The 24,718-nt window shown below is 64.0% G+C and carries 22 protein-coding genes; 5 read left to right on the top strand and 17 right to left on the bottom strand.

From position 1 onward, the window contains the following. Positions 1-39: 39 nt before the first annotated feature. The 10 genes from clpB to ltrA form a co-directional block, all read right to left on the bottom strand. On the bottom strand, positions 40-2,628 hold the full coding sequence (clpB, locus tag AC3G88_RS04830; RefSeq protein WP_488770288.1) for an ATP-dependent chaperone ClpB: 2,589 nt from the start codon (positions 2,626-2,628) through the stop codon (positions 40-42). Between the two features lie 207 nt (positions 2,629-2,835). Next, positions 2,836-5,001: a D-(-)-3-hydroxybutyrate oligomer hydrolase gene (locus tag AC3G88_RS04825; RefSeq protein WP_488770289.1), complete on the bottom strand. Its 2,166-nt coding sequence runs from the start codon at positions 4,999-5,001 to the stop codon at positions 2,836-2,838. Between the two features lie 313 nt (positions 5,002-5,314). Beyond that, entirely contained in the window at positions 5,315-5,695 is a 381-nt protein-coding gene (gene crcB, locus AC3G88_RS04820; protein WP_488770290.1) for a fluoride efflux transporter CrcB, read from the bottom strand. 36 nt (positions 5,696-5,731) lie between these two features. Further along, the gene (locus tag AC3G88_RS04815; protein ID WP_488770291.1) at positions 5,732-6,229 is read right to left on the bottom strand and encodes a molybdenum cofactor biosynthesis protein MoaE; all 498 of its coding nucleotides are present in this window, start codon (positions 6,227-6,229) and stop codon (positions 5,732-5,734) included. A 2-nt stretch (positions 6,230-6,231) separates the two neighbouring features. Beyond that, positions 6,232-6,489, bottom strand: coding sequence for a molybdopterin converting factor subunit 1 (gene moaD / locus AC3G88_RS04810; protein WP_488770292.1), 258 nt, complete (start codon positions 6,487-6,489; stop codon positions 6,232-6,234). A gap of 10 nt (positions 6,490-6,499) precedes the next feature. Further along, complete coding sequence (locus AC3G88_RS04805) at positions 6,500-7,735, bottom strand: molybdopterin molybdotransferase MoeA (protein WP_488770293.1); 1,236 nt, start codon at positions 7,733-7,735, stop codon at positions 6,500-6,502. A 143-nt stretch (positions 7,736-7,878) separates the two neighbouring features. Continuing rightward, positions 7,879-9,324 (bottom strand): threonine synthase, encoded by a 1,446-nt coding sequence (gene thrC, locus AC3G88_RS04800; RefSeq protein ID WP_029051690.1) that lies wholly within the window; start codon positions 9,322-9,324, stop codon positions 7,879-7,881. A 24-nt stretch (positions 9,325-9,348) separates the two neighbouring features. Then, a complete protein-coding gene (locus AC3G88_RS04795) occupies positions 9,349-10,659 on the bottom strand; it encodes a homoserine dehydrogenase (RefSeq protein WP_488770294.1) in 1,311 nt (436 codons plus the stop codon). A gap of 50 nt (positions 10,660-10,709) precedes the next feature. Further along, positions 10,710-11,939: a pyridoxal phosphate-dependent aminotransferase gene (locus tag AC3G88_RS04790; protein ID WP_400393186.1), complete on the bottom strand. Its 1,230-nt coding sequence runs from the start codon at positions 11,937-11,939 to the stop codon at positions 10,710-10,712. A 202-nt stretch (positions 11,940-12,141) separates the two neighbouring features. Continuing rightward, a complete protein-coding gene (gene ltrA / locus AC3G88_RS04785; RefSeq protein WP_029051481.1) occupies positions 12,142-13,866 on the bottom strand; it encodes a group II intron reverse transcriptase/maturase in 1,725 nt (574 codons plus the stop codon). 1,358 nt (positions 13,867-15,224) lie between these two features. Between ltrA and AC3G88_RS04780 the strand changes: the two genes are divergently transcribed. The 5 genes from AC3G88_RS04780 (at position 15,225) to AC3G88_RS04760 (ending at position 19,866) form a co-directional block, all read left to right on the top strand. Beyond that, positions 15,225-15,611 carry an Mth938-like domain-containing protein gene (locus tag AC3G88_RS04780; protein ID WP_488770296.1) on the top strand — a complete coding sequence of 129 codons (387 nt, stop codon included), beginning with the start codon at positions 15,225-15,227 and terminating at the stop codon, positions 15,609-15,611. A gap of 177 nt (positions 15,612-15,788) precedes the next feature. Further along, complete coding sequence (locus AC3G88_RS04775) at positions 15,789-16,250, top strand: peroxiredoxin (RefSeq protein WP_488770297.1); 462 nt, start codon at positions 15,789-15,791, stop codon at positions 16,248-16,250. Between the two features lie 395 nt (positions 16,251-16,645). Continuing rightward, positions 16,646-18,343: a PhoH family protein gene (locus AC3G88_RS04770; protein WP_488770298.1), complete on the top strand. Its 1,698-nt coding sequence runs from the start codon at positions 16,646-16,648 to the stop codon at positions 18,341-18,343. A 168-nt stretch (positions 18,344-18,511) separates the two neighbouring features. Further along, the gene (locus AC3G88_RS04765; protein WP_488770299.1) at positions 18,512-19,042 is read left to right on the top strand and encodes a hypothetical protein; all 531 of its coding nucleotides are present in this window, start codon (positions 18,512-18,514) and stop codon (positions 19,040-19,042) included. Between the two features lie 146 nt (positions 19,043-19,188). Further along, complete coding sequence (locus tag AC3G88_RS04760; RefSeq protein WP_488770300.1) at positions 19,189-19,866, top strand: C40 family peptidase; 678 nt, start codon at positions 19,189-19,191, stop codon at positions 19,864-19,866. A gap of 56 nt (positions 19,867-19,922) precedes the next feature. On the opposite strand, the gene AC3G88_RS04755 is transcribed toward AC3G88_RS04760, so the two are convergent. The 7 genes from AC3G88_RS04755 to rpsF all read right to left on the bottom strand — a co-directional run bounded on the left by AC3G88_RS04755 (position 19,923) and on the right by rpsF (position 24,700). Then, entirely contained in the window at positions 19,923-20,933 is a 1,011-nt protein-coding gene (locus AC3G88_RS04755; RefSeq protein WP_092594047.1) for an inorganic phosphate transporter, read from the bottom strand. 13 nt (positions 20,934-20,946) lie between these two features. Then, on the bottom strand, positions 20,947-21,573 hold the full coding sequence (locus tag AC3G88_RS04750; RefSeq protein ID WP_029051063.1) for a DUF47 domain-containing protein: 627 nt from the start codon (positions 21,571-21,573) through the stop codon (positions 20,947-20,949). 152 nt (positions 21,574-21,725) lie between these two features. Beyond that, complete coding sequence (locus tag AC3G88_RS04745) at positions 21,726-23,117, bottom strand: replicative DNA helicase (RefSeq protein WP_029051062.1); 1,392 nt, start codon at positions 23,115-23,117, stop codon at positions 21,726-21,728. Between the two features lie 123 nt (positions 23,118-23,240). Continuing rightward, on the bottom strand, positions 23,241-23,693 hold the full coding sequence (gene rplI / locus AC3G88_RS04740; protein ID WP_029051061.1) for a 50S ribosomal protein L9: 453 nt from the start codon (positions 23,691-23,693) through the stop codon (positions 23,241-23,243). Between the two features lie 30 nt (positions 23,694-23,723). Next, on the bottom strand, positions 23,724-24,002 hold the full coding sequence (gene rpsR / locus AC3G88_RS04735; protein ID WP_006163606.1) for a 30S ribosomal protein S18: 279 nt from the start codon (positions 24,000-24,002) through the stop codon (positions 23,724-23,726). Between the two features lie 3 nt (positions 24,003-24,005). Further along, positions 24,006-24,305 (bottom strand): primosomal replication protein N, encoded by a 300-nt coding sequence (gene priB / locus AC3G88_RS04730; protein WP_029051060.1) that lies wholly within the window; start codon positions 24,303-24,305, stop codon positions 24,006-24,008. 20 nt (positions 24,306-24,325) lie between these two features. Further along, a complete protein-coding gene (rpsF, locus tag AC3G88_RS04725; protein ID WP_029051059.1) occupies positions 24,326-24,700 on the bottom strand; it encodes a 30S ribosomal protein S6 in 375 nt (124 codons plus the stop codon). Positions 24,701-24,718: the final 18 nt, after the last annotated feature.

Genomic DNA, 24,718 nt, shown 5'->3' with positions numbered 1-24,718 from the left:
GTTCTGTGGCGATGCCGGCGATGCCGCCGGCCGCCCGGCTTAGTGAACGACGCGTCCGAACGTGAAGTGATCGCCCTCGTAGTCCACCGGCACCACGTCCTTGGCGGCAAACTTGCCTTCGAGGATGGCGCGGGCCACCGGGTTCTCGATCTGCTGCTGGATCGCGCGCTTCAGCGGACGCGCGCCGAACACCGGATCGTAGCCCGCGCTGGCTATCTTCTCCAGCGCACGCTCGCTGATATCCAGCGTCATGTCCATGCGTGCCAGGCGCGACTGCAGGCGCTGGAGCTGAATCCGGGCGATGGACTCGATGTTCTTCTGGTCCAGCGCGTGGAACACCACCACCTCGTCGATCCGGTTCAGGAACTCGGGCCGGAAACGCGTGCGCACCTCCTGCCAGACCGCGCCCTTGACCGCTTCCTGCGGCTCGCCGGACATGGCCTGGATGATGTGCGAACCCAGGTTCGACGTCATCACGATCACCGTGTTCTTGAAGTCCACGGTACGGCCCTGCCCGTCGGTCAGGCGGCCGTCGTCCAGCACCTGCAGCAGCACGTTGAACACGTCCGGGTGGGCCTTCTCGACCTCGTCGAGCAGGATCACCGCGTACGGCTTGCGGCGCACGGCCTCGGTCAGGTAGCCGCCCTCGTCATAGCCCACGTATCCCGGCGGCGCGCCGATCAGCCGGCTCACGCTGTGCTTTTCCATGAATTCGCTCATGTCGATGCGGATCAGGTGCTCTTCCGAATCGAACATGAACTCGGCCAGGGCCTTGCACAGTTCGGTCTTGCCCACCCCGGTCGGCCCCAGGAACAGGAACGAACCATACGGCTTGTTCTCGTCCGACAGCCCGGCGCGCGAGCGGCGGATGGCATCGGACACCAGCCGCACGGCCTCGTCCTGCCCCACCACGCGCTGGTGCAGCTTGTCTTCCATCTTGAGCAGCTTCTCGCGCTCGCCCTGCATCATCTTGGCGACGGGGATACCGGTGGCGCGGCTCACGACCTCGGCGATTTCCTCGGCCCCGACCTGCGTGCGCAGCAGCTTGTTGGGCTGCTTCTGCTCGGCCGCCTCGGCCTTGTTCGCGGCCTGCAGCTTGCCTTCGAGTGCCGGCAGCTTGCCGTACTGGAGCTCGGCCACCTTGTCCAGCTTGCCTTCACGCTGCAGGCGCGAGATGTCGAGCTTGATCTTCTCGATCTCTTCCTTCAGCGCGGCCGCACCCTGGGCGGCGCCCTTCTCGGCGCGCCAGATTTCATCCAGGTCCGCGTATTCCTTCTCCAGCCGCGTGATTTCCTGCTCGATCAGTTCCAGCCGCTTGCGCGATGCCTCGTCGGTTTCCTTCTTCACCGCCTCGCGCTCGATCTTGAGCTGGATCGTGCGGCGTTCGAGCTTGTCCATCGCCTCGGGCTTCGAGTCGATTTCCATCTTGATGCGCGCGGCCGCCTCGTCGATCAGGTCGATGGCCTTGTCCGGCAGGAAGCGGTCAGTGATATAGCGGTGCGACAGCTCCGCCGCCGCCACGATCGCCGGGTCGGTAATCTCCACGCCATGGTGCAGTTCGTACTTTTCCTGCAGGCCGCGCAGGATGGCGATGGTCGATTCCACGCTCGGCTCATCGACCAGCACCTTCTGGAAGCGGCGCTCCAGCGCGGCGTCCTTCTCGATGTACTTGCGGTACTCGTTCAGCGTGGTGGCGCCGATGCAGTGCAGCTCGCCGCGCGCCAGCGCCGGCTTGAGCATGTTGCCCGCGTCAATCGCGCCCTCGGCCTTGCCCGCGCCCACCATCGTATGGATTTCGTCGATGAAGACGATGGTCTGGCCTTCGTCCTTGGCCACGTCGCTCAGCACGGCCTTCAGCCGTTCCTCGAACTCGCCGCGGTACTTGGCGCCCGCCAGCAGGCCGGCCATGTCCAGCACCAGCACGCGCTTGTTCTTGAGCGTCTCGGGCACTTCGCCGTTGACGATCCGCTGCGCCAGCCCTTCGACGATGGCGGTCTTGCCCACGCCCGGCTCGCCGATCAGCACCGGGTTGTTCTTGGTGCGACGCTGCAGGATCTGGATCGCGCGACGGATTTCGTCGTCGCGGCCGATCACCGGGTCGAGCTTGCCCGCGCGGGCCCGCTCGGTCAGGTCCACCGTGTACTTCTTGAGTGCCTCGCGCTGCGATTCGGCGTCGGCACTGTTCACGTTCTCGCCGCCGCGCACGGCCGTGATGGCCGCCTCCAGCGACTTGCGCGACAGCCCGTTCTCGCGCGCGATGCGGCCGGTGTCGCCCTTGTCGTCGGACACGGCCAGCAGGAACAGCTCGCTGGCGATGAACTGGTCGTTGCGCTTGATCGCCTCCTTCTCGGTGGCGTTCAGCAGGTTGTTGAGGTCACGGCCAACCTGGACCTCGTTGGTGCCCTGCACCTGCGGCAGACGGCCGATGGCCGCATCCAGCGCGGCCTGCAGGCCGTTCACGTTCACGCCGGCACGCGACAGCAGCGTACGGGCCGAGCCGTCTTCCTGGGCCAGCAGCGCACGCAGCAGATGCTGGGGTTCGATATATTGGTTGTCGTGCCCCAGGGCCAGGCTTTGCGCTTCGGCCAGCGCTTCCTGGAACCGGGTAGTGAGTTTGTCAATTCGCATCAGGCGCCCTCTCTCTAGTCGATGAGTGTGTCCTGCTGCGGGGCGGCGGCGTGGCAGCACAGCGGCTGCCGTTCGCGGATGCCCTGCCGGACACGGTACTCCCGAAAGATAGGGCTTTGCATTGACATTTCAAGACACCCGCCACACAACTTGTACAGACTGCAAGTGCATGGCGGGCTACATCACCTTCCGCGCGCTGCCGCGCGGCTAGTTCGGCACGTCGACGGTCGTACCGCTGACCGAAATCGTATCGGCGGCGGCCGGGTTGGCCGCGATAGGCGGCACGTTGGAGGGCAGGATCTGCGGCCCCACCGCGACGGTGTTGCTACCGCCACGCGGGGTGGTCCGCACGACCTGCGACGGTGGCAGCGCGGTGCCGTTCTTGAGGTTCGCGTAGACGGCGTCAAGTGCGCGGTTCAGATACAGGTGCATCGGGATATACCGCGCACCGTAGCCGGCGATCACGTCGATAAAGCCGTCGAAGTGCTGCCCGTTTGTCACCTCGATATACGACAGCCGGCTGGCGCTGCCCTCCACCGACTTGTTCAGGCCCAGGTAGGGCCGCGACGTGTGGTTGACCGGCAGCAAGGCATCGCTGCGGCCGTGGACGATCATCGCCGGCTTACCGCGCAGGTTGCCGTTACGGTACGTCTGACCGATCCCGGCCATCAGCGCCGCGTTCCGGTTGTCGAGCAGGGCACGCAGACACAGGGCGCCGTCGAGGTTGGCATCGGCCAGGTTGGTCGATGGCGATTGCGAGACCAGATCGCGGAACGGGCCGCTGGGGTTGGCGTCGTTGATCAGCGTGACGGGCCCGGTCGGCGGAATGCCATTGCCGGTCGAGAACATGCCGACCAGCGATGCCGCCGGGATCGCCACCGGCGTCAGCGCCGTACCGACCGCCGCAAAGCTGTAGTTGCACAGCCGGTCCGTCACACTGGCGCGCGAATAGGCGTTGGCATAAGTGACCGAGATCGAACTGGCAACTTCCAGCGCCGACAGCGACGAATGCAGCTCATCGGATTCCGTTTCCCACCCAGCGGCATGCAGGGCCGCCAGTGCCGAGGTGCCCCGGTCGCCGGCAGTGGCCCCGGTCACCTTGCCCTTGCCGGTCAGCGACGCGCAGCGGTTGATGCCGATCTGGCCTGGCGCCGCCGCGAGCGGCGCGTTGACCAGCGTCGGGTCCTGGCTGGCACACAACTGGAACAAGTTCGCCGTCGTCGTGTAGTCATAAAGATGCTTGCCGGACGCCGCCACCTGCGTACCGCCGCGCCGCACGGTAATGACCGGGCTCGGCGGCATTTCCACGTTCGGCTCGCCCACGGCCACGCCGTCGATCAGTCCGTCGGTGTCCTGCTCGGCCGCTGCCACTGCCGCCCCGCCGCCATTCGAGATGGCCGACGCGATGACCAGCACGTTGTTCTTCGTAAAGGTGGCCTGCCGCACGCCGTCCGAGCCCATCGTGCCAAAGCGGTCATTGATGGCGAACAGGGCAAACTGGATGGCCTGCAGCGTGTTCTTGCCCCAGTCGGCTTCGGGGTTCTGCTGCGAATGGGCGTGCTTGAACGCCAGTCGGTGGGGGTTGGCCGTGGTGAAATCCGCCAGCGATTGCGCGCCCGGCTGGGCCGCAAACTGGGCCGCCTTGCCCGCGCCGCGCCGGTCGGCGCGCGTGCCGTCGATCAGCGGCACGGTGTCGGTATCCAGGTCGTGCGGTGCCGCGCCCGTGCCCTTGTCGGTATAAGCCACCGCACAGCCGCGCTTCAGACCCCACTCGCCGACCGCGATGCCACCGTACACCCCGCGCGAGCCGGACGACGTCGCGGAAATGACGCATGGGTTGCTTTTATCGAACGAATCCGGCACTTGCACCATCATCGTTACGTTTTTCGTGCCAGTACCGTCATCGGCAAAAGCCAGGTATTCGGTGCCGGGCACCTTGCCCTGGCTGTTTGTGACATTGCCTTGGGCGTCGACGTTCGGCCCATACAGCGAGCCGTATCCACCGGCCGCCTGCACGTCCACGATGGCTCGGTAGTTGACGAAGATGGCATTGCGGCGCAATTCCGCGGCCGTGGGCGCCGTCGGATCGGCAAATGCCGGGGCCGCAGCGGCCGCCAGCCCGTCCTTGCCCAGCCCTGCCGTCAGCAGGTCGTCCGATGTGCCGTCGTAGGATTTGACCGAAATCGTCCCGACAATAAACGTCGGCCGATTGTTTGGATTCTGTGTAGTGCTGCCTCCGCCACCTGGCGTGCTGTTTGAATCCCCGCCTCCACAGGCCGAGATCAACAGGGTGGCAGCGGCCGCGGCGACGGCGGTCTGCTGGAACCGGCGCCGCAGTTGCGGGCTTGCGGACGAGGCATGGCGATGCTGCATGGGGATGTCTCCTTGTTATGAACGGAACGGTAAGCCGCGATAAGACAAGGACTGCTTGGGGCAAAAACTGATGGCCACCGACGGATCGCCGGATTCTTGAAGGCCACGGCGGGCCGGCAAGCGACCGTAGCTGCACTTTCTAATGATTGTGAAAGCAGACAGGCAAACCGCGCGAGGTGCGTTGCACACCTCAATGCCCATGCGGGAAATAGTAGTCGGTCCCGGACGGCCCGGCAGTAGCAAAAGTATCGGGAATGTTACCTATGCCCCAGAACGGGGGATTCGTGCGGGAACTCCCGCCCGGTCCGACGGTTCACGACAGCGTGCGGTACGTCCAGATGCCCAGCGCGGTCAGCAGCAGCGAACCGCCCAGGTGGGTGGCCAGATGCGCCAGCGCCCAGCGATAGTCGCCAGCCAGCAGATTGCCGATCACCTCGCTGGAAAACGTCGAAAACGTGGTCAGGCCGCCGAGGAAGCCGGTGACGGCGAGCAGGCGCCATTCCGGCGGCAGCGACGGATGGGTGTCGAAGAACGCCACCGCCAGGCCAATCAGGTAGCCACCGACCAGGTTCGACGCCAGCGTGCCGTACGGCAGCGCCGGATTGATGGCATTCCACATCACGGAAAACCCCCAGCGCAGCCATGCCCCCAACGCGGCGCCCACGCCGACCGCCACAAACCCCATCGGACCCATCGATTCGACCTTTCGTCCGTTCGAATGCTTTCGAACTTATTTGTTGTTGTCGGGCGTGCCCGCCGCGTCGGCGTTGAACGATTCGATACCCCAATGGCGCAATGCCGCATCGTCCGACACCCGTGCATCGACCCAGCGCGCGCCCTCCGGCGTGTCTTCCTTCTTCCAGAACGGCGCCTCGGATTTCAGGTAATCCATGATGAACTCGCACGCGGCAAAGGCGTTGCCGCGATGCGCGGAAGCCACCGCGACCAGCACGATCTGGTCCAGCGGCTGCAACAGCCCCACCCGGTGCACGATCGTCACGCCCAGCAGCGCCCATCGCTGGCACGCGGCGGCCTCGATCCGGGCCAGCGCCTTCTCGGTCATGCCCGGGTAGTGCTCCAGTTCCATCGTGCTGACGCGGGTGCCATCGCTGACATCGCGCACCGTGCCGATAAAGCTGGCCACGGCACCCACGCCCGGGTTGCCGGCGCGCAGCGCGGCCACTTCGGCACCGAGATCGAAATCCTCCTGCTGCACACGGACCGTCATTTTCAGCCCCCGGTCACGGGCGGGAAGAACGCCACCTCGCAGCCGTCGGCCAGCGGGGTGTCGGCACGGGCCACGGCATGGTCCACCGCCATGCGCAGCGCCCGGCCTTCGGCCAGCGTCTCGGCCCAGGCACCGCCGCGCGCGCGCAGCCAGCCACGCAGATCGCCGACGGTACGGACGTCGGCGGGCACCTCGGCGCGTTCGGCGGCCCGGCCTACCTGCTCGCGCACACTGGCGAAATAACGAAGTTCAAGTTGCATCGGATAAAACCTAGGCCAGCAGGCTGGCAAACGGGATGAACTGCACGGTGTCGCCTCGCGCAATGGGCTGGTTGGGTGGATTGTCGATCAGGCCATCGCCCCAGACCGTGGACGTCAGCACGCCCGAACTCTGATTCGGGAACAGGTCGAGCCCGCCCGCATCGTTCAGGCGCGCGCGCAGGAATTCGTTGCGGCGGTCGCCTTTCGGCAGGTCGAAGTCGGCGCGCATGGCAATGCGGCGCGGCGTCACGTCCGCGACGCCCTGCAGGCGCAGCAGGAATGGCCGCACGAACAGCAGGAACGTGACGAAGCTCGACACCGGATTGCCGGGCAGGCCGATAAAGAAGGTCGGCTGGTCGGTGCCGTTGGCCACCTCGCCGAACGCCAGCGGCTTGCCGGGCTTGATCGCGATCTGCCAGAGATCCAGGCGCCCTTCCGCCGTCACGGCCGGACGGATATGGTCCTCCTCGCCCACCGACACCCCGCCCGACGTGATGATCAGGTCGTTGCCTTCGGCCGCGCGCCGCAGCGTGTCGCGCGTGGCGGCCAGGGTATCGGGCACGATGCCGAAGTCGGTGATCTCGCAGCCCAGGTTTTCCAGCAGGCCGCGCAAGGTGAACCGGTTGGAGTTGTAGATGGCGCCCGGCTTGAGCGGCTCGCCCGGCATCGCCAGTTCGTCGCCGGTAAAGAACACGGCCACGCGCACGCGGCGAATCACATCGAGCCTGGCCTGCCCGACCGAGGCAGCCAGCCCCAGCGCCTGCGGCGACAGCCGTGCGCCCACGGGCAGGATCTGGCTGCCGGCCTCGATGTCCTCGCCCGCGCGGCGGATCCACTCCCCCGACGCCGGCACATGGTTCACGATCACCGCATCGCCGTCGGCCTGGCATTGCTCCTGCATGACCACGGCATCGGCGCCCGGCGGAATCAGGCCGCCCGTGAAAATGCGCGCGGCCGTGCCCGGCGCCAGTTCGGACCCGACATGACCGGCCGGAATGCGCTGCGACACCGGCAGGCGCGTGCCTTCGGCCGGCACGTCGGCCGCGCGCATCGCGTAGCCGTCCATCGACGTGTTGTCGGCGGGCGGCACGCGCAGCGTACTGGTCACGGGCGCCGCCAGCACGCGGCCGTTGGCATCGAGCGTATCGACGGTTTCCGTTTCGGTGATGGGACGAACGCCGGCCATCAGGGCTTCCAGCGCCTGGGCCATCGTCAGCATCGGGGGGCGCGCTGCGGGTTGGGTCATGGGGGTCTTGGGGATCTGGGTTGGCCCCAGAAAGCAAAACAGCCCCCGGGGGTAACGTCCGGGGGCCGTGGCAGCGGGGCCCGGCAAACCCGATTGTAGCGAGTTGGCGCCGGAACCACAGGGGTCTGTGGCAATACCCCTTATTACAGGCCCGTGTGCTGCACGATATACGCCTTGACCGTGTCGGCGTCGGCCGGCATGACCTCGAACCGCTGCGGCAACGACTCGATGCCGTCGAACGCAGCCGGACGCTCGGGCTCGTGGCCCAGCGCCTCGCGGATCGTGTCGGCAAACTTGGCCGGCAGCGCGGTTTCCAGCACCACCATCGGCACGCCGGCCGACAGGTGCTCGCGCGCCACCTTCACGCCATCGGCGGTATGGGTGTCGATCGTCACGTCGTAACGCTGCTTGACGTCGCGGATGGTCGCCAGCCGGTCATCGTGCGTGCTGCGGCCCGACACGAAGCCGAACTGGCGGATGCGGTCGAATTCCGGCGTGCCGGACAGGTCGAAGCCGCCCTTGGCGTCCACGTCGCGGAACAGCGCGGCCAGCTTGCCGGCGTCCTGGCCCAGCAGGTCGAAGATGAAGCGTTCGAAATTCGACGCCTTCGAGATGTCCATGCTCGGGCTCGACGTGTGGTACGTCTGCGCCGACGTGCGCACGCGGTACGTGCCGGTGCGGAAGAACTCGTCCAGCACGTCGTTTTCGTTGGTGGCCACCACCAGCCTGTCGATCGGCAGGCCCATCATGCGCGCGATATGGCCGGCGCAGACGTTGCCGAAGTTGCCCGACGGCACGCAGAACGACACCTTCTGGCCCGGGCCATCGGTGGCCAGCAGCCAGCCCTTGAAGTAGTACACCACCTGGGCCACCACACGCGCCCAGTTGATCGAGTTCACGGTGCCGATGCACTGGCGCGCCTTGAACGCGTGGTCGTTCGACACGGCCTTGACGATGTCCTGCGCGTCGTCGAACACGCCTTCGATGGCGATATTGAAGATGTTCGGGTCCTGCAGGCTGAACATCTGCGCGGTCTGGAACGCGCTCATCTTGCGGTGCGGGCTCAGCATGAACACGCGGATGCCTTCCTTGCCGCGCATTGCGTACTCGGCCGCGCTGCCGGTGTCGCCCGACGTGGCACCCAGGATGTTGAGCTTCAGCCCGGCGCGCTTGAGCGCGTACTCGAACAGGTTGCCCAGCAGCTGCATGGCCATATCCTTGAAGGCCAGCGTCGGGCCGTTGGACAGGCCCAGCAGTTGCAGCCTGGTGCCGCCTTCCTCGCCCAGCGTGCGCAGCGGGGTGATGTCGGCGGTGTTGTCGCCCGGGCGCGCGTTGCAGTACACCTCGGCCTTGTACGTCTTGCGCGTCAGCGCGCGCAGGTCGTCGGCCGGGATGTCGTCGCAGAAGCGCGACAGCACTTCGAACGCCAGGTCGGCGTACGGCAGCTTGCGCCACGCTTCGAGTTCATCGGCGGTGACTTGCGGATACTGCTTCGGCAGGTACAGGCCGCCGTCCGGGGCCAGGCCTCCGAGCAGGATCTCGGAGAACGATTGCGGCATGTCATGGCCGCGCGTCGACTGGTATTTCATGGCAATTCGTCCAGTTTCGGCGTCTTAGTTCAGTTCTTCCATGCGCAGGCGCGTGACCGGCGACAGCACGGTCTGCAGGCCTTCGATGCTGCGGATGGCGGCATTGACGTGCTTTTCGCGCGTCAGGTGCGTCAGGATGATGATGTCGGTCTGCGGCTCGCCCTCGCGCGATTCCTTTTGCAGCATCGCGTCGATGCTGATGCCGGCTTCGGCCAGGATGCGGGTGATTTCGGCCAGCACACCGGTCTGGTCGGCCACGCGCATGCGCAGGTAGTACGAGCTGGTGACTTCGTCGATCGGCAGCACCGGCACGCTCGACAGTTCGTCCGGCTGGAACGCCAGGTGCGGCACGCGATGGTTCGGATCGGCCGTGTGCAGGCGGGTCACGTCCACCAGGTCGGCAATCACGGCCGACGCAGTCGGCTCGGCGCCGGCGCCCTTGCCGTAGTACAGGGTGGCACCCACGGCGTCGCCCTGCACGAGCACGGCGTTCATCGCGCCTTCCACATTGGCGATCAGGCGCGAGGCCGGCACCAGCGTCGGATGCACGCGCAGTTCCACGCCGTCTTCGCGGCGGCGCGTGATACCCAGCAGCTTGATGCGGTAGCCCAGTTCCTCGGCGTACTTGATGTCGATGGCGGCCAGCCGGGTGATGCCCTCCACGTGGGCGCGGTCGAACTGCACCGGCATGCCGAAGGCGATGGCGCTCATCAGCGTCACCTTGTGCGCGGCGTCGATGCCTTCGATGTCGAAGGTCGGATCGGCCTCGGCATAGCCCAGCTGCTGCGCTTCCTTGAGCACGGTGTCGAAATCCAGGCCCTTGTCGCGCATCTCGGACAGGATGAAGTTCGTGGTGCCGTTGATGATGCCGGCAATCCACTGGATGCGGTTGGCCGTCAGGCCTTCGCGCAGCGCCTTGATGATGGGGATGCCACCGGCCACGGCCGCCTCGAACGCCACGATCACGCCCTTCTTGCGGGCGGCCTCGAAGATCTCGTTGCCATGCACGGCCAGCAGCGCCTTGTTGGCGGTGACCACGTGCTTGCCGTTTTCGATGGCCTTCAGCACCAGCTCGCGCGCGATGCCGTAGCCGCCGATCAGCTCGACAACGATGTCGATGTCGGGGCGCGTCACCACGTCGCGGGCGTCGCTGACCACGTCCACGGTACCCCCGGTCAGTTCCCGGGCGCGTTCGGTGTTGAGGTCGGCCACCACCGCAATCTCGATGCCGCGGCCAGCACGGCGGCGAATTTCCTCCTGATTGCGCTTGAGCACGTTGAACGTGCCGCTACCGACGGTACCGATGCCGAGAAGGCCGACTTTGATGGGATTCATGGACGTCTGACTCTGGGTTGCTTGATACGAAAAGGGGGCGCCCCGGCGGCTCAGGCCGTGCCGTGACGTTTGCGATAGTTCTCAAGGAAGCGCGCCACGCGGCTGACCGCCTCGCGCAGGTCTTCCTCGTGTGGCAGGAACACGATCCGGAAATGGTCCGGCGCGTCCCAGTTGAAGCCCGTGCCCTGCACCAGCAGCACCTTCGACTCCTGCAGCAGCTCGTAGATGAATTCCTGGTCGTCCTGGATCGGATACATCGACAGGTCGAGCTTCGGGAACAGGTACAGCGCCGCCTTGGGCTTGACGCAGGTAATGCCGGGGATCTGCGTGATCAGTTCGTGGGCCAGGTCGCGCTGCCGGCGCAGACGCCCGCCTTCGGCGACCAGGTCGTTGATGCTCTGATAGCCGCCCAGCGCGGTCTGGATTGCCCACTGGCCCGGCACATTGGCGCACAGGCGCATCGACGACAGCATGTTCAGGCCTTCGATATAGTCCTGCGCCGGGCGCTTGTCACCCGACACCACCATCCAGCCGGCACGGTAGCCGCACGAGCGGTAGTTCTTCGACAGGCCGTTGAAGGTCACGGTCAGCACGTCGGTGGACAGCGAGCCGATCGACGTGTGCGCGTTGCCGTCGTACAGGACCTTGTCGTAGATCTCGTCGGCGAAGATGATCAGCCCGTGCTCGCGCGCGATGGTGACGATCGATTGCAGCAGTTCGTCCGAATACAGCGCACCGGTCGGGTTGTTCGGGTTGATCACGACGATGGCCCGCGTGTTCGGCGTGATCTTGCGGCGGATGTCGTCCAGATCTGGCATCCACTCGTTGGCCTCGTCGCACACATAGTGGACGGGCGTGCCGCCCGACAGGCTCACCGCGGCCGTCCAGAGCGGATAGTCGGGCGCCGGCACCAGCACTTCGTCGCCGCTGTTGAGCAGCGCGTTCATCGACATCACGATCAGCTCGGACGCGCCGTTGCCCACGTAGATGTCGTCCAGCTCCACGCCCTGGATTTTCTTTTCCTGGGTGTAGTGCATGATCGCCTTGCGCGCGGCGAAAATGCCCTTGGAATCGGAATAACCTGCCGAATTCGGCAGGTTGCGCATCATGTCCTGCTGGATTTCCTCCGGCGCATCGAACCCGAACACGGCCAGGTTGCCGATGTTCAGCTTGATGATCTTGTGCCCCTCTTCCTCCATCTGCTTGGCCTTTTCCAGCACCGGGCCGCGGATGTCATAGCAAACGTTCTGGAGCTTGTTCGATTTCTGGATGGGTTTCACGGCGGTTTCGGCGATGTCAGGGCAAGCTGCCGGTCTCGGCGGCAGCGGTCTTGGGAATCTTCTGGATTGTCCTGGACGTCTGGCGGCGCGCGTCGCTGGGCAGCAGTCGGGCGTGGCAGACCGGGAGGGTAGGGTAGGAGAACGGTCATTACTGACCCCCTCCCCCCTAAGAACCGTACGTGCGAGTTTCCCCGCATACGGCTCAAGCCTCTACAAAGTATATGGACGAATCATACACCGGCTTCACAGCAACTTGGCCGTGGAAATGGACTTGAATATGACAATCGGGGTGCACCAGAACGCGGTTCCCTAGAGCATCCGAGCCCCCGGATACCCGAGGTTCGATGTGATGGTCATCCCATCCTGTCTCTTTGGTAATCTTGCTCTGGCATACCGCACACAAGCCCCGCTGGGACATGAACAGCTTTGCCCACTGCCTTCGGTACGACATGCTTTCTGCCATACGTTCCTGCCGCAGCGTCTCGCCATACATTTCCTGCGCTGGGTCGAAGGGATGGTAGTCCCCGCGAACCTTCTTGTGCCTCCGGATAGGCGTACTCGGCATCGAATACAGTTCCATCCAGTAGCGCTCACCCGCCCTATTCCACATCGTGGCACCGAACACCCAGTTCCGGTTCCCAACTGAGGCGAAGTATGTCCTTCGCACCCACTCGGTATCCTTCCTTCGGTGTCGCCGCTTTGCCCACCTCCATAGAGACCTAAAAATCAGATGCTCCATGTGGGCGAACATCGCTTTCGCAACCACTGGGCTGTGATACTGCGCCCAGCCCCTCAGCATCGGGTTCAACGTCTGGATTAAATCTGCCGTCCGTTTCCCCCTATGTGTCCCGATGACCTCCTTGACCTTGCGATAGAACGCTTGCGCGTTTTTCTTGCTCGGTTTGATGAGCAGCGTTCCCGAGTATTTCCGGAAATTCCACCCAAGAAAGTCAAAGCCGTCAGCGATGTTGACGATTCGTGTTTTCTCCGTGGAGAGCGTCAGTCCCCGTGTTGCTAGGAACTGCTCTACCCACGGCTTCACTTCGTGCTCCAAAACTTCCGGCGTGTTGCCGGTGATCACAAAGTCATCCGCGTACCGTACGACGTTCACTTTCAGCTTCTTCGTGTTGGCAACGCCCAGTCTTGCCCGCAAGGACTCGATCAGTTGTTGCTCCAACCCGTTCAGTGCCACATTTGCCAAGGTCGGGGAAATGATGCCCCCCTGTGGTGTTCCAGCGTCGGTCGCCTGAAACTGGCCCTGAAAGACCACGCCAGCTTTCAACCACTTCCGTAGGATTGCTTTATCCATAGGGACATTGCGCTCCAGCCAGTCGTGGCTGATATGGTCAAAGCACCCTTTGATATCTGCTTCCAACACCCATTGAGCCGAGGCTTTCTTGGATAGGGAAACAAACAGCTGGGACATGGCATCCGCAGTAGAGCGATTGATCCGAAACCCGTAAGAGTTCGGGTCGCTCGTTCCTTCGGACACCGGTTCCAGCGCCAGCAGATACAGCGCCTGCATGGCCCGGTCGTGCATGGTCGGAATGCCCAGAGGGCGTTCTTTCCCATTTGCCTTGGGGATGTACACCCGCCTTAACGGCAGCGGGCGATACCCCCGGCGCTTCAACCTCCCAATGGCTGCCCATCGGGCTTCAGGTGAGTCCCACTCGACGCGGTCGACTCCCGCCGTCCGCGCTCCTTGGTTCATCGCCACTCGTCGTACCGCCGATGCTTTGGCGGAAAACGAGCGGGTCAGAGATCGTTGCAAGGCTTTCACCCTGCGCCAATCCCCTTCCTGTGTTGCCTTCGCAATTCGAATCTGCATTGCCCGAACATTCCGGTCGACGCGGCGCCAGTTGATGTCGCCCCATCGCTGCGGGATGCCGGAGGGCGCAGATTCATCCTCGCGGATCAATGCTTCCATGCTGCTCTCCTATCTTGAGGGCTTCCCCAAACAGCAGAGACAACATGCCCCCTTGGGGGCATGTCACCCCCCAAAGGGAAGAAAATTAAACAAGCGAGTTCAGTCAGCCGTCTTGCGACGAAAGACCAGTTGGAAGTCTGCTCGCTTTCGCGTGGGATGATGTTTCAACCCCTATCCGGATCATTACAACCCGGCGTTCGCTTTCTCCAACCTCCCATACCCGCACAGCCAACAGCGTCCCTTGCGGTTCGCCTGCCAGAGCCATACGGCGCTCCGGCAGCCATACGGGCTTACCACGTTCCCTGCGCATTACACGACTGGCTTAGGGCCTGCCTCTTCGCCGGTGATCTATCTAGCGACGTACTCCGACTTTCGAGCGGAGCATCCGATCACGTACCGTTTGGTTAGTGCCTATCAGCAGCTTTGGCACCGCCTTATTTACGACGTTTATCAGCAGTTCACTTACATTACCCATACCAGTCAGCCTGGCTCCTTGACCCCATTGCTGCTCGGAGTCTCTGCGAACCTATCTCACGACAGGGACGCACCCTTACAGGGGCTACGTTGTCAGGAGAGCTTCACACCCCACCGTTACCAGTGACGCATGTCTCCCTAGGCTACTGCTAGTCGCATAGCAGGTTCTCTATCGAGGCACCCTCGCGGGTGTATTCGACCGAACCATAACGCGCAGAGCTATCGCTCCGGGAACCTCACTTCATTACTTCAGTGCCTCCGTGCTGGCAGGCGCTTGACGACAGACGGGCTCTTGCGAGCGCATGGCCTGCGTCCCAAAGAACCTAGCGCCGACCCTATTGGGCCGGTTTAAATGCTATGTAGCGAACACGCAGCGAAACTGCTGCTGCATGTCCACCCGCACCCTCCGGGGAGCGTGCGTACTGCAAAGACACCTGCCCAAAGGCAAGCGTCCCCGCCTTTGGGCAACGGCTGGAGATCCATCCAGCAAATAGCAAGCTGCGAGTTAGCGGATACGCTGGCCTTCCCACAACACATGGACTCGCTCCAACCTTGCGGCTGGGCTTGTCAAAGCAAGAAATGGCTGAGATGGGACGGTTCAGGCCGAGGCCTTCCCCTTGTCTCAGCAAAGGTCGATGCTCTATTGAGCGTGCTCTTAACGATGAGCTACCGGACACGAAGAGTGCGTGTCGCACCAAAAGCTATAAGATATCGGATTATGACAGACTTCGGCATGGATTCTTGCATTGCAGCGAGCCTTTTGGCTCCCCGCGCGCACGATCCTGCCACCAACCCGCCGCCCGCCCCTTCCGTAGCCGATCCGGCCGCCCGTCCCACCCCAGGGAGCGGCCTCCGGACACCCCGGGCGGCATGAGGCCCCCTCCTTGAAACTCCACGCCGACCAACCCCAGAACCTGAATACCGTGACCGGCTACGGCCCCGGCTATGTCGAAATCAATGCGGTGCGACACGACCAGTCGGTGCTGGTCATGCCCGAGGGCGATGTCGCGCCCTGGCCGGTGGGCCGCTTCGAAGACCTGGAACCGACCCACTTCGAGGCGCTGCTGGAGAAGAAGCCGGAAGTCGTGCTGCTGGGCACCGGCAACCGGCTGCGCTTTCCGCATCCGCGCCTGACGGCAGCGCTGGCGCGCCTGCATATCGGCGTGGACGCCATGGACCTGCAGGCTGCATGCCGCACCTACAATATTCTGATGGCCGAGGGCCGCAAGGTCGCGGCGGTGCTGCTGGTGGAGCCCGCTGCACAGGGCTGACGTGTCGGTCTCGGCTGCCCAGGCGCCGCTTTTTTGCCGGGTTGCGGCTGCGCCACGCTTGAAGTCCGGCCAACTGCCCCAATCTGCACCCGCCATGGCGCAGGTCCGGGCGAACACCACCAATAATCGGCCGCTGCCGTCACCGATGATGCACTGCCATCCAGGAGAGCCACCAGCATGACCGTCAGTCTCAACAAGGCCGTTCCCGACTTCCAGGCCCCCGCTACGGGCGGGGATTTCCGTCTTGCCGACCAGCGCGGCAAGACCACGGTGCTGTACTTCTACCCGAAGGACAACACGCCGGGCTGCACCACCGAGGCCATGAATTTCCGGGACCAGCATGACGCCTTCGAGGCCGCCGGCGTAAGGGTCTTCGGCATTTCGCGCGACAGCCTGAAGTCGCACGAGAACTTCAAGGCCAAGCTGGAGCTGCCCTTCGAGCTGATCTCCGACGCGGACGAAGCCATCTGCAGCCTCTTCGATGTCATCAAGATGAAAAAGATGTATGGCAAGGAAGTGCGCGGCATCGAGCGCAGCACCTTCATCCTCGACGCCAAGGGCGTGCTGCGCCACGAAATGCGGGGCATCAAGGTGCCGAACCACGTGGACGAGGTGCTGGAAATCGTCAAGGGGATGTGAACCGGAACATCCTCGGCGAGGCAACCCGCGCGTTGCGCGGCCCGATGACAGTTGCGCAACCGCGACGAGAGTCTGACCGATTGCAAAAGCCAAAACCTTCGGGTAGATTTGGCCTCAATGCGTTCCGATCACAGTTGCCACGCTGCAGTAACGTCCCGGCCCGACAGGCACAGTCCCAGGGCTGGTAGCGGACCTGCCGCGTCGCGGGACCGCAGACAAGCCGCCACCCCTGTATTCCAGGACTGGCGGCTTTTTTGTTTCCTGGTTGGTTTCCTTCCGGGACGCCTTGCGTCCCGCCACTCCGGTTTTCCCGATTTCCGCCGTTTCCTGGTTGTACGCCCGGCTGTAAGCCAGCTTTTTCGCCCCCGTTTGCTCCCCTGAAAGGAAAGCCAAGCATGCCGCTGCCTACCATGCCCGCCAAGCCTGCCCAACTGCTGGACCCGAGCGAGTTCGCTCCGGTGACACTGCCCAAGGCCAAAGCCGCGCAGGGTAAGAAACCCGTGCCGGTCCTCGAGCGTGTGGCACTGCTCGAGACCGGCGACACCGAGGCGCCCGCCACCCGCGCACGCGCCGGCAGCACAACCCGGGCCAAGACCGCCGACGCCCCGGCGCCGGTCGCCACCCCGCCGGCATCGCCGTCCGTCAGCCTGGTCAAGCCGGCCGCCGGCCCCACGCGCCGCACGCGCAAGTCCGCAGGCCCCAGCAAGCTGTTCGTGCTCGACACCAACGTGCTGATGCACGACCCGAGCTCGCTGTTCCGCTTCGAGGAACACGACATCTATCTGCCGATGATGACGCTCGAGGAGCTGGACAACCACAAGAAGGGCATGAGCGAAGTCGCACGCAACGCGCGCATGGTCAGCCGCACGCTGGACCAGCTCGTGGGCGGCACCGACGGCGTGCTCGACGAAGGCCTGCCGCTGGCCACGCTCGGCAACCGCGACGCGGCCGGCAAGCTGTTCTTCCAGACCCGCCTGAACGACATCAAGCTGCCCGAGGGCCTGCCACAAGGCAAGGCCGACAACCAGATCCTGGCCGTGGTCAGCGCGCTGCAGCAGCAGTATCCGGAGCGCCAGGTGGTGCTGGTGTCGAAAGACATCAACATGCGCATCAAGGCCCGCGCGCTGGGCCTGCCGGCCGAGGACTACTTCAACGACCAGGTCCTGGAAGACAAGGACCTGCTGTACTCGGGCGTGATGCAGCTGCCCAACGACTTCTGGGCCAAGCACGGCAAGGGCGTGGAAAGCTGGCAGGACCCGAAGTCGGGCACGATGTTCTATCGCCTGACCGGCCCGCTGGTGCCGTCGTTCCTGGTCAACCAGTTCGTCTATCTGGAGCCGATGGACGGCAGCCTGCCGCTGTACGCCCAGGTCAAGGAGATCAACGGCAAGACCGCCCTGCTGCAGACGCTCAGGGACTACACCCACAACAAGAACAACGTGTGGAGCGTGGTGGCCCGCAACCGCGAGCAGAACTTTGCGCTGAACCTGCTCATGAGCCCCGACGTCGATTTCGTGACGCTGCTGGGCCAGGCCGGCACCGGCAAGACGCTGCTGGCGCTGGCAGCTGGCCTCGAACAGGTGCTGGACCAGAAGCTCTACAACGAGATCATCGTCACGCGTGCCACCGTGCCCGTGGGCGAGGACATCGGCTTCCTGCCGGGCACCGAGGAAGAGAAGATGCAGCCGTGGATGGGGGCCTTCGACGACAACCTCGAAGTGCTGCAGAAGAGCGACGACAGCGCCGGCGAATGGGGCCGCGCGGCGACGCAGGAACTGATCCGCTCGCGTATCAAGGTCAAGAGCATGAACTTCATGCGCGGCCGTACCTTCGTCAACAAGTTCGTGATCATCGATGAAGCGCAGAACCTGACGCCGAAGCAGATGAAGACCCTGGTTACCCGGGCGGGCCCCGGCACCAAGATCATCTGCCTGGGCAATATCGCGCAGATCGACACGCCGTACCTGACCGAAGGCTCGTCCGGCCTGACCTACGTGGTGGACCGCTTCAAGGGCTGGAGCCATAGCGGCCATGTGACGCTGGCCCGCGGCGAGCGTTCGCGCCTGGCCGACCACGCTGCGGACGTGCTGTAACGCGTCAGTCACTGCAAACCTGGCACTTCCACGGCCGGCCTGTTCCATGGCCGGCCGTGGCCGCATCGCGTAGTGTGGTGCAACCCACAGCGTCGGCGTTTGGCCGACAGCCAGCACCGCACGACCCGGCTATGATGACCGGGTGTTCATGTCGATACGGAGGCGTCGATGAACAGGCAACAGTCTTTCAGCAGATACCTGTCCACCAGTAGGACCCTGTTTTCCCATAACGCGCGCGCCGCCCGGCGCAAGCGCCTTGCCGTGGCTGCGCTGATTGGCGCCACGGTCATCGTGGCGGCCGCCCTGCAGCCGGCCAAGGCCGCGGACGCCAGCACGCCGGCAGGCAGTGCCCCGGCAGCGAGCGCCCCGGCAGGCAATGAAATGGTGATCCGCACCATGGGCCCGGTCAGCTATGTCTGCGGCGGCATTGCCGAGGACGAACGGGCCAGGCTGGCCGAACAGGAGAAGAACTTCAACATGGGCATCCTGTTCACCCGGGGGGCCAATGGCGAATACCTGGCCGATGTTGACGTAAAACTGACACGCGACGGCCAGAATGTGGCCGATTTCCGTGCGGGCGGCCCGCGCTGCCTCATACGTGCGCCGGAAGGCAGCTACAATATCGAGGCCAGTTACAAGGGTCAGCCAAAGTCCATCAAGATCAGTACCGGTACGCGCAACGCGCAGTTGCGCTGGTAGTGCTACTTGGTAGTTCCACCTGGAAATTTTCGCTGGCACCCACCCTGTACGGTGGGGCGGACGCCTGACCCGGCAACCGAACGACAAGAAGGATGCCGCAGCGCCCGCTTTTATTGCCGCCCTCACCGCGCCCGGCGCGTGTGTCGATGTCCCCGGCTCCGCCATCGCGGAGTTCGTCCCGGCTCGCCCTGACTGCACTGTGTGCCAGCGCCCTGTTGCTGGCCGCTTGCGCCGGCGGCCCCCCTGCCCGCCATACGTCTTCGCTGCCCCGGACCCCGGGCAAGCCCATGATCGACCCGAGCGCCGGCCTGGAAGAAATCTCGATCCAGGCGATGTCGCTGGTCGGCACGCCCTACCGCTACGGCGGCAACACGCCCGATTCCGGCTTCGACTGCAGCGGCCTGGTCCGCTACGTGGTGCAGCGCGCCGCCAGCGTCAACCTGCCGCGCACCACCGAGCAGATGGGCCAGCGCGGCGTATCGCTCGACCGTAGCGACGTGGCATCGGGCGACCTGGTCTTCTTCAATACCACCGGCCGCGCCAACTCGCATGTCGGCATCTATGTCGGACAGAACCGGTTCGTGCACGCGCCGGCCACCGGCGGCACGGTCCGGCTCGAAGACATGGGCAAGTCCTACTGGGCCTCGCGCTACAACGGCGCGCGGCGTGTCGTGGCGGCCAGCAATCTGCCAATGACGCCTGCGCCTGCGCCGGCCCCTGCACCGTCGATCACGCCCGCCCCGACCTCGCCCATGCCGGCGCCCGCCGCACCCTCAGCCCCACCGCCGGACGACGACCCGATCGCGGCATTCGCTAATCAATAGCAAAAAAGCCAGGCGCAATGCCTGGCTTTTTCATCTGCCGATACGTCCGGCAAGGCTTACAGGATCTGCTTGCCGATCCACCAGGCGATGGCCGACATGAACGCCGATGCTGGAATCGTCAGCACCCACGCCCATACGATATTGCCCGCCACGCCCCAGCGCACGGCCGACATCTTCTGCGCCGAGCCAACGCCGACGATGGCGCCGGTGATGGTATGCGTCGTCGACACCGGCACGCCCAGCGCCGAAGCGATGAACAGCGTAATCGCGCCGCCGGTTTCCGCGCAGAAGCCGCCCACGGGCTTCAGCTTGGTGATCTTCTGGCCCATGGTCCGCACGATCCGCCAGCCGCCGAACAGCGTGCCCATGCCAATGGCCACGTAGCAGCTCACGATGACCCACATCGGCGGCTCCGCACCGCCGACGGCCACGTGGCCACTGGCGATCAGCAGCATCCAGATAATGCCGATGGTCTTTTGCGCGTCGTTGCCGCCGTGTCCCAGGCTGTAGAGCGACGCCGAAACCAGCTGCAGCCGGCGGAACCAGCGGTCCACGCGCGACGGCGGCGTCCGGAAGAACGTCCAGCCCACGATCACCATCATCAGCGAGCCCAGGATAAAGCCCAGCAGCGGCGAGATCAGGATGAAGGCCACCGTCTTCAGCAGGCCGTTGCCCACCAGCACGCCCGTGCCGCCCTTGGCCACCGCGGCGCCCACCAGGCCGCCGATCAGCGCGTGCGACGACGACGACGGAATACCGTACAGCCAGGTAATCACGTTCCACGCAATAGCGCCGACCAGCGCGCCGAAAATCACGTAGTGATCGACGATATGCACGTCAATCGTGCCCGTACCCACCGTGGCCGCCACCTTCAGGTGGAAGATGAAGATCGCCACCACGTTGCACATGGCCGCCATGGCCACGGCATGGTGCGGCTTCAGCACGCCCGTGGAGACCACCGTGGCAATCGAATTGGCCGCGTCGTGAAAGCCGTTCATGAAGTCGAACAGCAATGCCAGCGCCACCAGCAACCCGATGACCCACAAGCTCATTTGTACTGTTTGCATGCCAGTGGGAGCCTCAGGCGTTTTCCAGGACGATGCCTTCGATGATGTTCGCCACGTCCTCGCACTTGTCGGTGATGGACTCCAGCTGCTCGTAGATCGCCTTCAGCTTGATCAGACGCTTGACGTCGGTCTCGTCGCGGAACAGCTTCGACATGGCCGAGCGCATGACGCGGTCGGCTTCCGATTCGAGCTGGTCGATCTGCTGGGCCGTCTTCAGGATCGTGCTGGCGTTGCCCATGTCTTCGAGCAGTCCCACGGCGATCTTGACGGCTTCGCAGCACTGCACGCAGATCGTGGCCAGCCGGCGGGCTTCGTCGGTCAGGTGCGTGACGTCGTACAGCGAGATCGTCTCGGCCACGTCCTCCATCAGGTCCAGGATGTCATCCATGGTCGTGATGAGCTTGTGGATCTCGTCACGGTCCAGCGGCGTGATGAAGGTCTTGTGCAGCAGGTCGATCGTGTCGTGCGTGATACGGTCTGCCTTCTTTTCGGTAGCCTGCACGCGTCGGGCATGGCCTTCGGCGTTGGGCAGGTCATTGACCAACGCTTCCAGCTCGTGCGCGGCGGTAACGGCGCAATCGGCGTGCTGGTTGAAGTATTCGAAGAACTTGCCCTCGGTGGGCATGAAACGGCCGAACATGAAATGTCCTTGTGGCGTACCTGACGGCACGCTCGGTTGTGTGTTGCAAATGGGAGGCAGAGCAATCGCACGACAGCCGCCTCGTGGGCGGCTGTCATCAAAGCGCAATATTTTACAGGGTTGCACCGTCCAGCGGTGTAACCCCCTGAGAATCAGGTGTCGTTGTCGAAGAACGCCGGGCCGCCGCTGAAGTTGTCGAACTTCGTGAATTGACCCAGGAACGTGAGCCTAACGGTGCCGATCGGCCCGTTACGCTGCTTGCCGATGATAATTTCGGAAGTCCCCTTGTCCTGCGAGTCAGGGTTGTAGACCTCGTCGCGATAGATGAACAGAATGACGTCGGCATCCTGTTCGATGGCGCCCGATTCGCGCAGGTCGGACATGACGGGGCGCTTGTTCGGACGTTGCTCCAGGCTTCGGTTCAGCTGCGACAGCGCGATAACCGGGCAGTTGAGCTCCTTGGCCAGCCCCTTCAACGACCGAGAAATTTCGGAAATTTCCGTGGCCCGGTTTTCCCCGCCACCCGATCCCGACATCAGCTGCAGGTAATCGATGATGATCAGGCCCAGCTGGCCGCACTGGCGCGCCAGCCGGCGCGAACGGGCCCGCAATTCCATTGGATTCAGCGCAGGCGTCTCGTCGATGAACAGCTGCGCATCGTTCATGCGCTGGATCGAGTGCGTCAGCCGCGGCCAGTCCTCGTCCAGCAGGCGGCCGGTACGCAGGCGGTGCTGGTCCAGGCGACCCACCGAGCCCAGCATACGCATGGCCAGCTGCACGCCTGCCATTTCCATCGAGAACACGGCCACGGGCAAGCCCTGCTCTACCGCCACATGCTCGCCAATATTCAGCGAAAACGCGGTTTTACCCATCGAGGGGCGACCGGCGACGATAATCAGGTCGCCCGGCTGCATACCGCTGGTCATGCGGTCCAGGTCGATGAAGCCGGTCGGCACGCCGGTCACGTCCGTGGTGCTGTCGCGGTGATAGAGCTCGTCGATCCGCTCCACCACCTGCGTCAGCAGCGGCTGGATCTCCTGAAAGCCCTTCTGGCCACGCGAGCCTTCTTCCGCAATCGCAAAAACCTTGGATTCGGCCTCGTCGAGCAGTTCGCGCACCTCGCGCCCCTTGGGCGCGAAAGCCGCGGAAGCGATGTCGTCGGCAACCGTCACAAGCTTGCGCAGGACCGAGCGTTCCCGAACGATCTCGGCGTAGCGACGGATATTGGCTGCGCTCGGCGTATTCTGCGCCAGCGAATTCAGATAGGCCAGCCCGCCCACTTCCTCGGCCTTGCCGGCCACCTGAAGCATTTCGAAGACCGTGATCACGTCCGCCGGCTTGGTGGCGGAGATCAGGCGGGCGATGCTCTGGAAGATCACCCGATGGTCAAACCGATAGAAATCGGCTTCGGACAGGAAGTCGGCGATGCGGTCCCAGGCGGCGTTATCCAGCAGCAACCCGCCAAGCACCGATTGTTCGGCCTCGATCGAGTGCGGAGGAACCTTGAGGTTGTCTAGTTGGGGATCTGCGGCGGGCGCGTTCATGGGAGGGAATTATAACGGCGCCGGGCGCCACGCAAAAAACAAAAAAAGGCAGGAGCGTGGCTCCTGCCTTTTTTGTGCATCCGACGCGCCGGTCCGGACCGGCACATCGTGGACGCGTACAGCTTAGACGTGCTCGCCCAGCACCGAAACGGTGATGTCGACCAGCACGTCGGTGTGCAGCGACACGCCAACGGCGTAGTCGCCAACCATCTTCAGCGGGCCGTTCGGCAGGCGCACTTGCGACTTCTCGACCTTGAAGCCTTGGCCTTCCAGGGCTTGGGCGATGTCGGCGTTGGTCACCGAACCGAACAGACGGCCGTCCACGCCCGACTTCTGCGTGATCTGGACGGTCAGACCGTTCAGCTTCTCGCCTTCGGCTTGCGAAGCAGCCAGCTTGGCGGCAGCGGCCTTTTCCAGCTCGGCGCGCTTCACTTCGAATTCGGCGATGGCGGTTTGCGTAGCACGGCGAGCGCGCTTGGTCGGGATCAGGAAGTTACGTGCGTAACCGTCCTTCACGCGAACGATGTCGCCCAGGTTGCCCAGGTTGATGACTTTTTCCAGCAGAATGACTTGCATCGTGTATTTCTCCTTGCGGTCCCGGGACTATCAGTTCTTGTGCAGGTCGGTGTACGGCATCAGCGCCAGGAAGCGGGCGCGCTTGATGGCCGTATCCAGCTGACGCTGATAGTGCGCCTTGGTACCGGTCAGACGAGCCGGCGTGATCTTGCCGTTGTCGCCGATGAAGTCCTTCAGCGTGTCCAGATCCTTGTAGTCGATCTGTTCGACGCCAGCCACGGTGAAGCGGCAGAAGCGCTTGCGCTTGAACAGCGGGTTCTGTTGCTGGAAGCGCTTCTTGTTCTTGTTGTCACGTTTGACGAATGCCATGATTCAATCCTTTTCGAATGCTTTACATCGAGTGATGTGAAAGACCAGTGTCTTGCTGTTGCGGTGCTTGCGGGCCAGAAAGCCTTCGCAGTCGAGCAGCGTGCCGAGCGGCATGCGCTCGAGCCGCTGGCCAATCGGGCCGATGCCCATGGCCACCACTGCGAATTCCACCTGCCTGGGCGTTTCCGCCTCCATCACCTCGCCGGCATGCTGCAGGATGCAGTTGACGACAGGGATGCCGGCTGGCGTATAGCGCAGCGTATCTCGCTCGGCGAGCGTGGCGGTCAGCCGAAGCTGGTTCACCGCGACACAGCAGTCCGCACTCAGGCGGCCTGGCCTTCCGTGGTCGTTTGCGCGGCCTTGCGGGCTTCTTCGCGCTGCACTTCCTTCATCATCGGCGACGGCGCGGTTTCAGCCTTCTTGGTCTGGACGATCAGGTGACGCAGCACGGCGTCATTGAACTTGAACGCGTGCTCGAGTTCAGCCAGCGTGTCCTTGCCGCATTCGATGTTCAGACAAACGTAGTGAGCCTTGGCCAGCTTCTGGATCATGTAGGCCATCTGACGACGACCCCAGTCTTCCACGCGATGGATCTGGCCATTTTGCGACGTGACGAGCTGCTTGTAACGCTCGATCATCGCCGGCACTTGTTCGCTTTGGTCCGGATGGACGATAAATACGATTTCGTAATGACGCATTGACGCTCCTTTTGGGAT

Source organism: Cupriavidus sp. 86D6 (assembly GCF_057815095.1).
The sequence above is the reverse complement of the archived record's forward strand: the minus strand, read 5'-3'. Positions and strand labels throughout refer to the sequence as shown.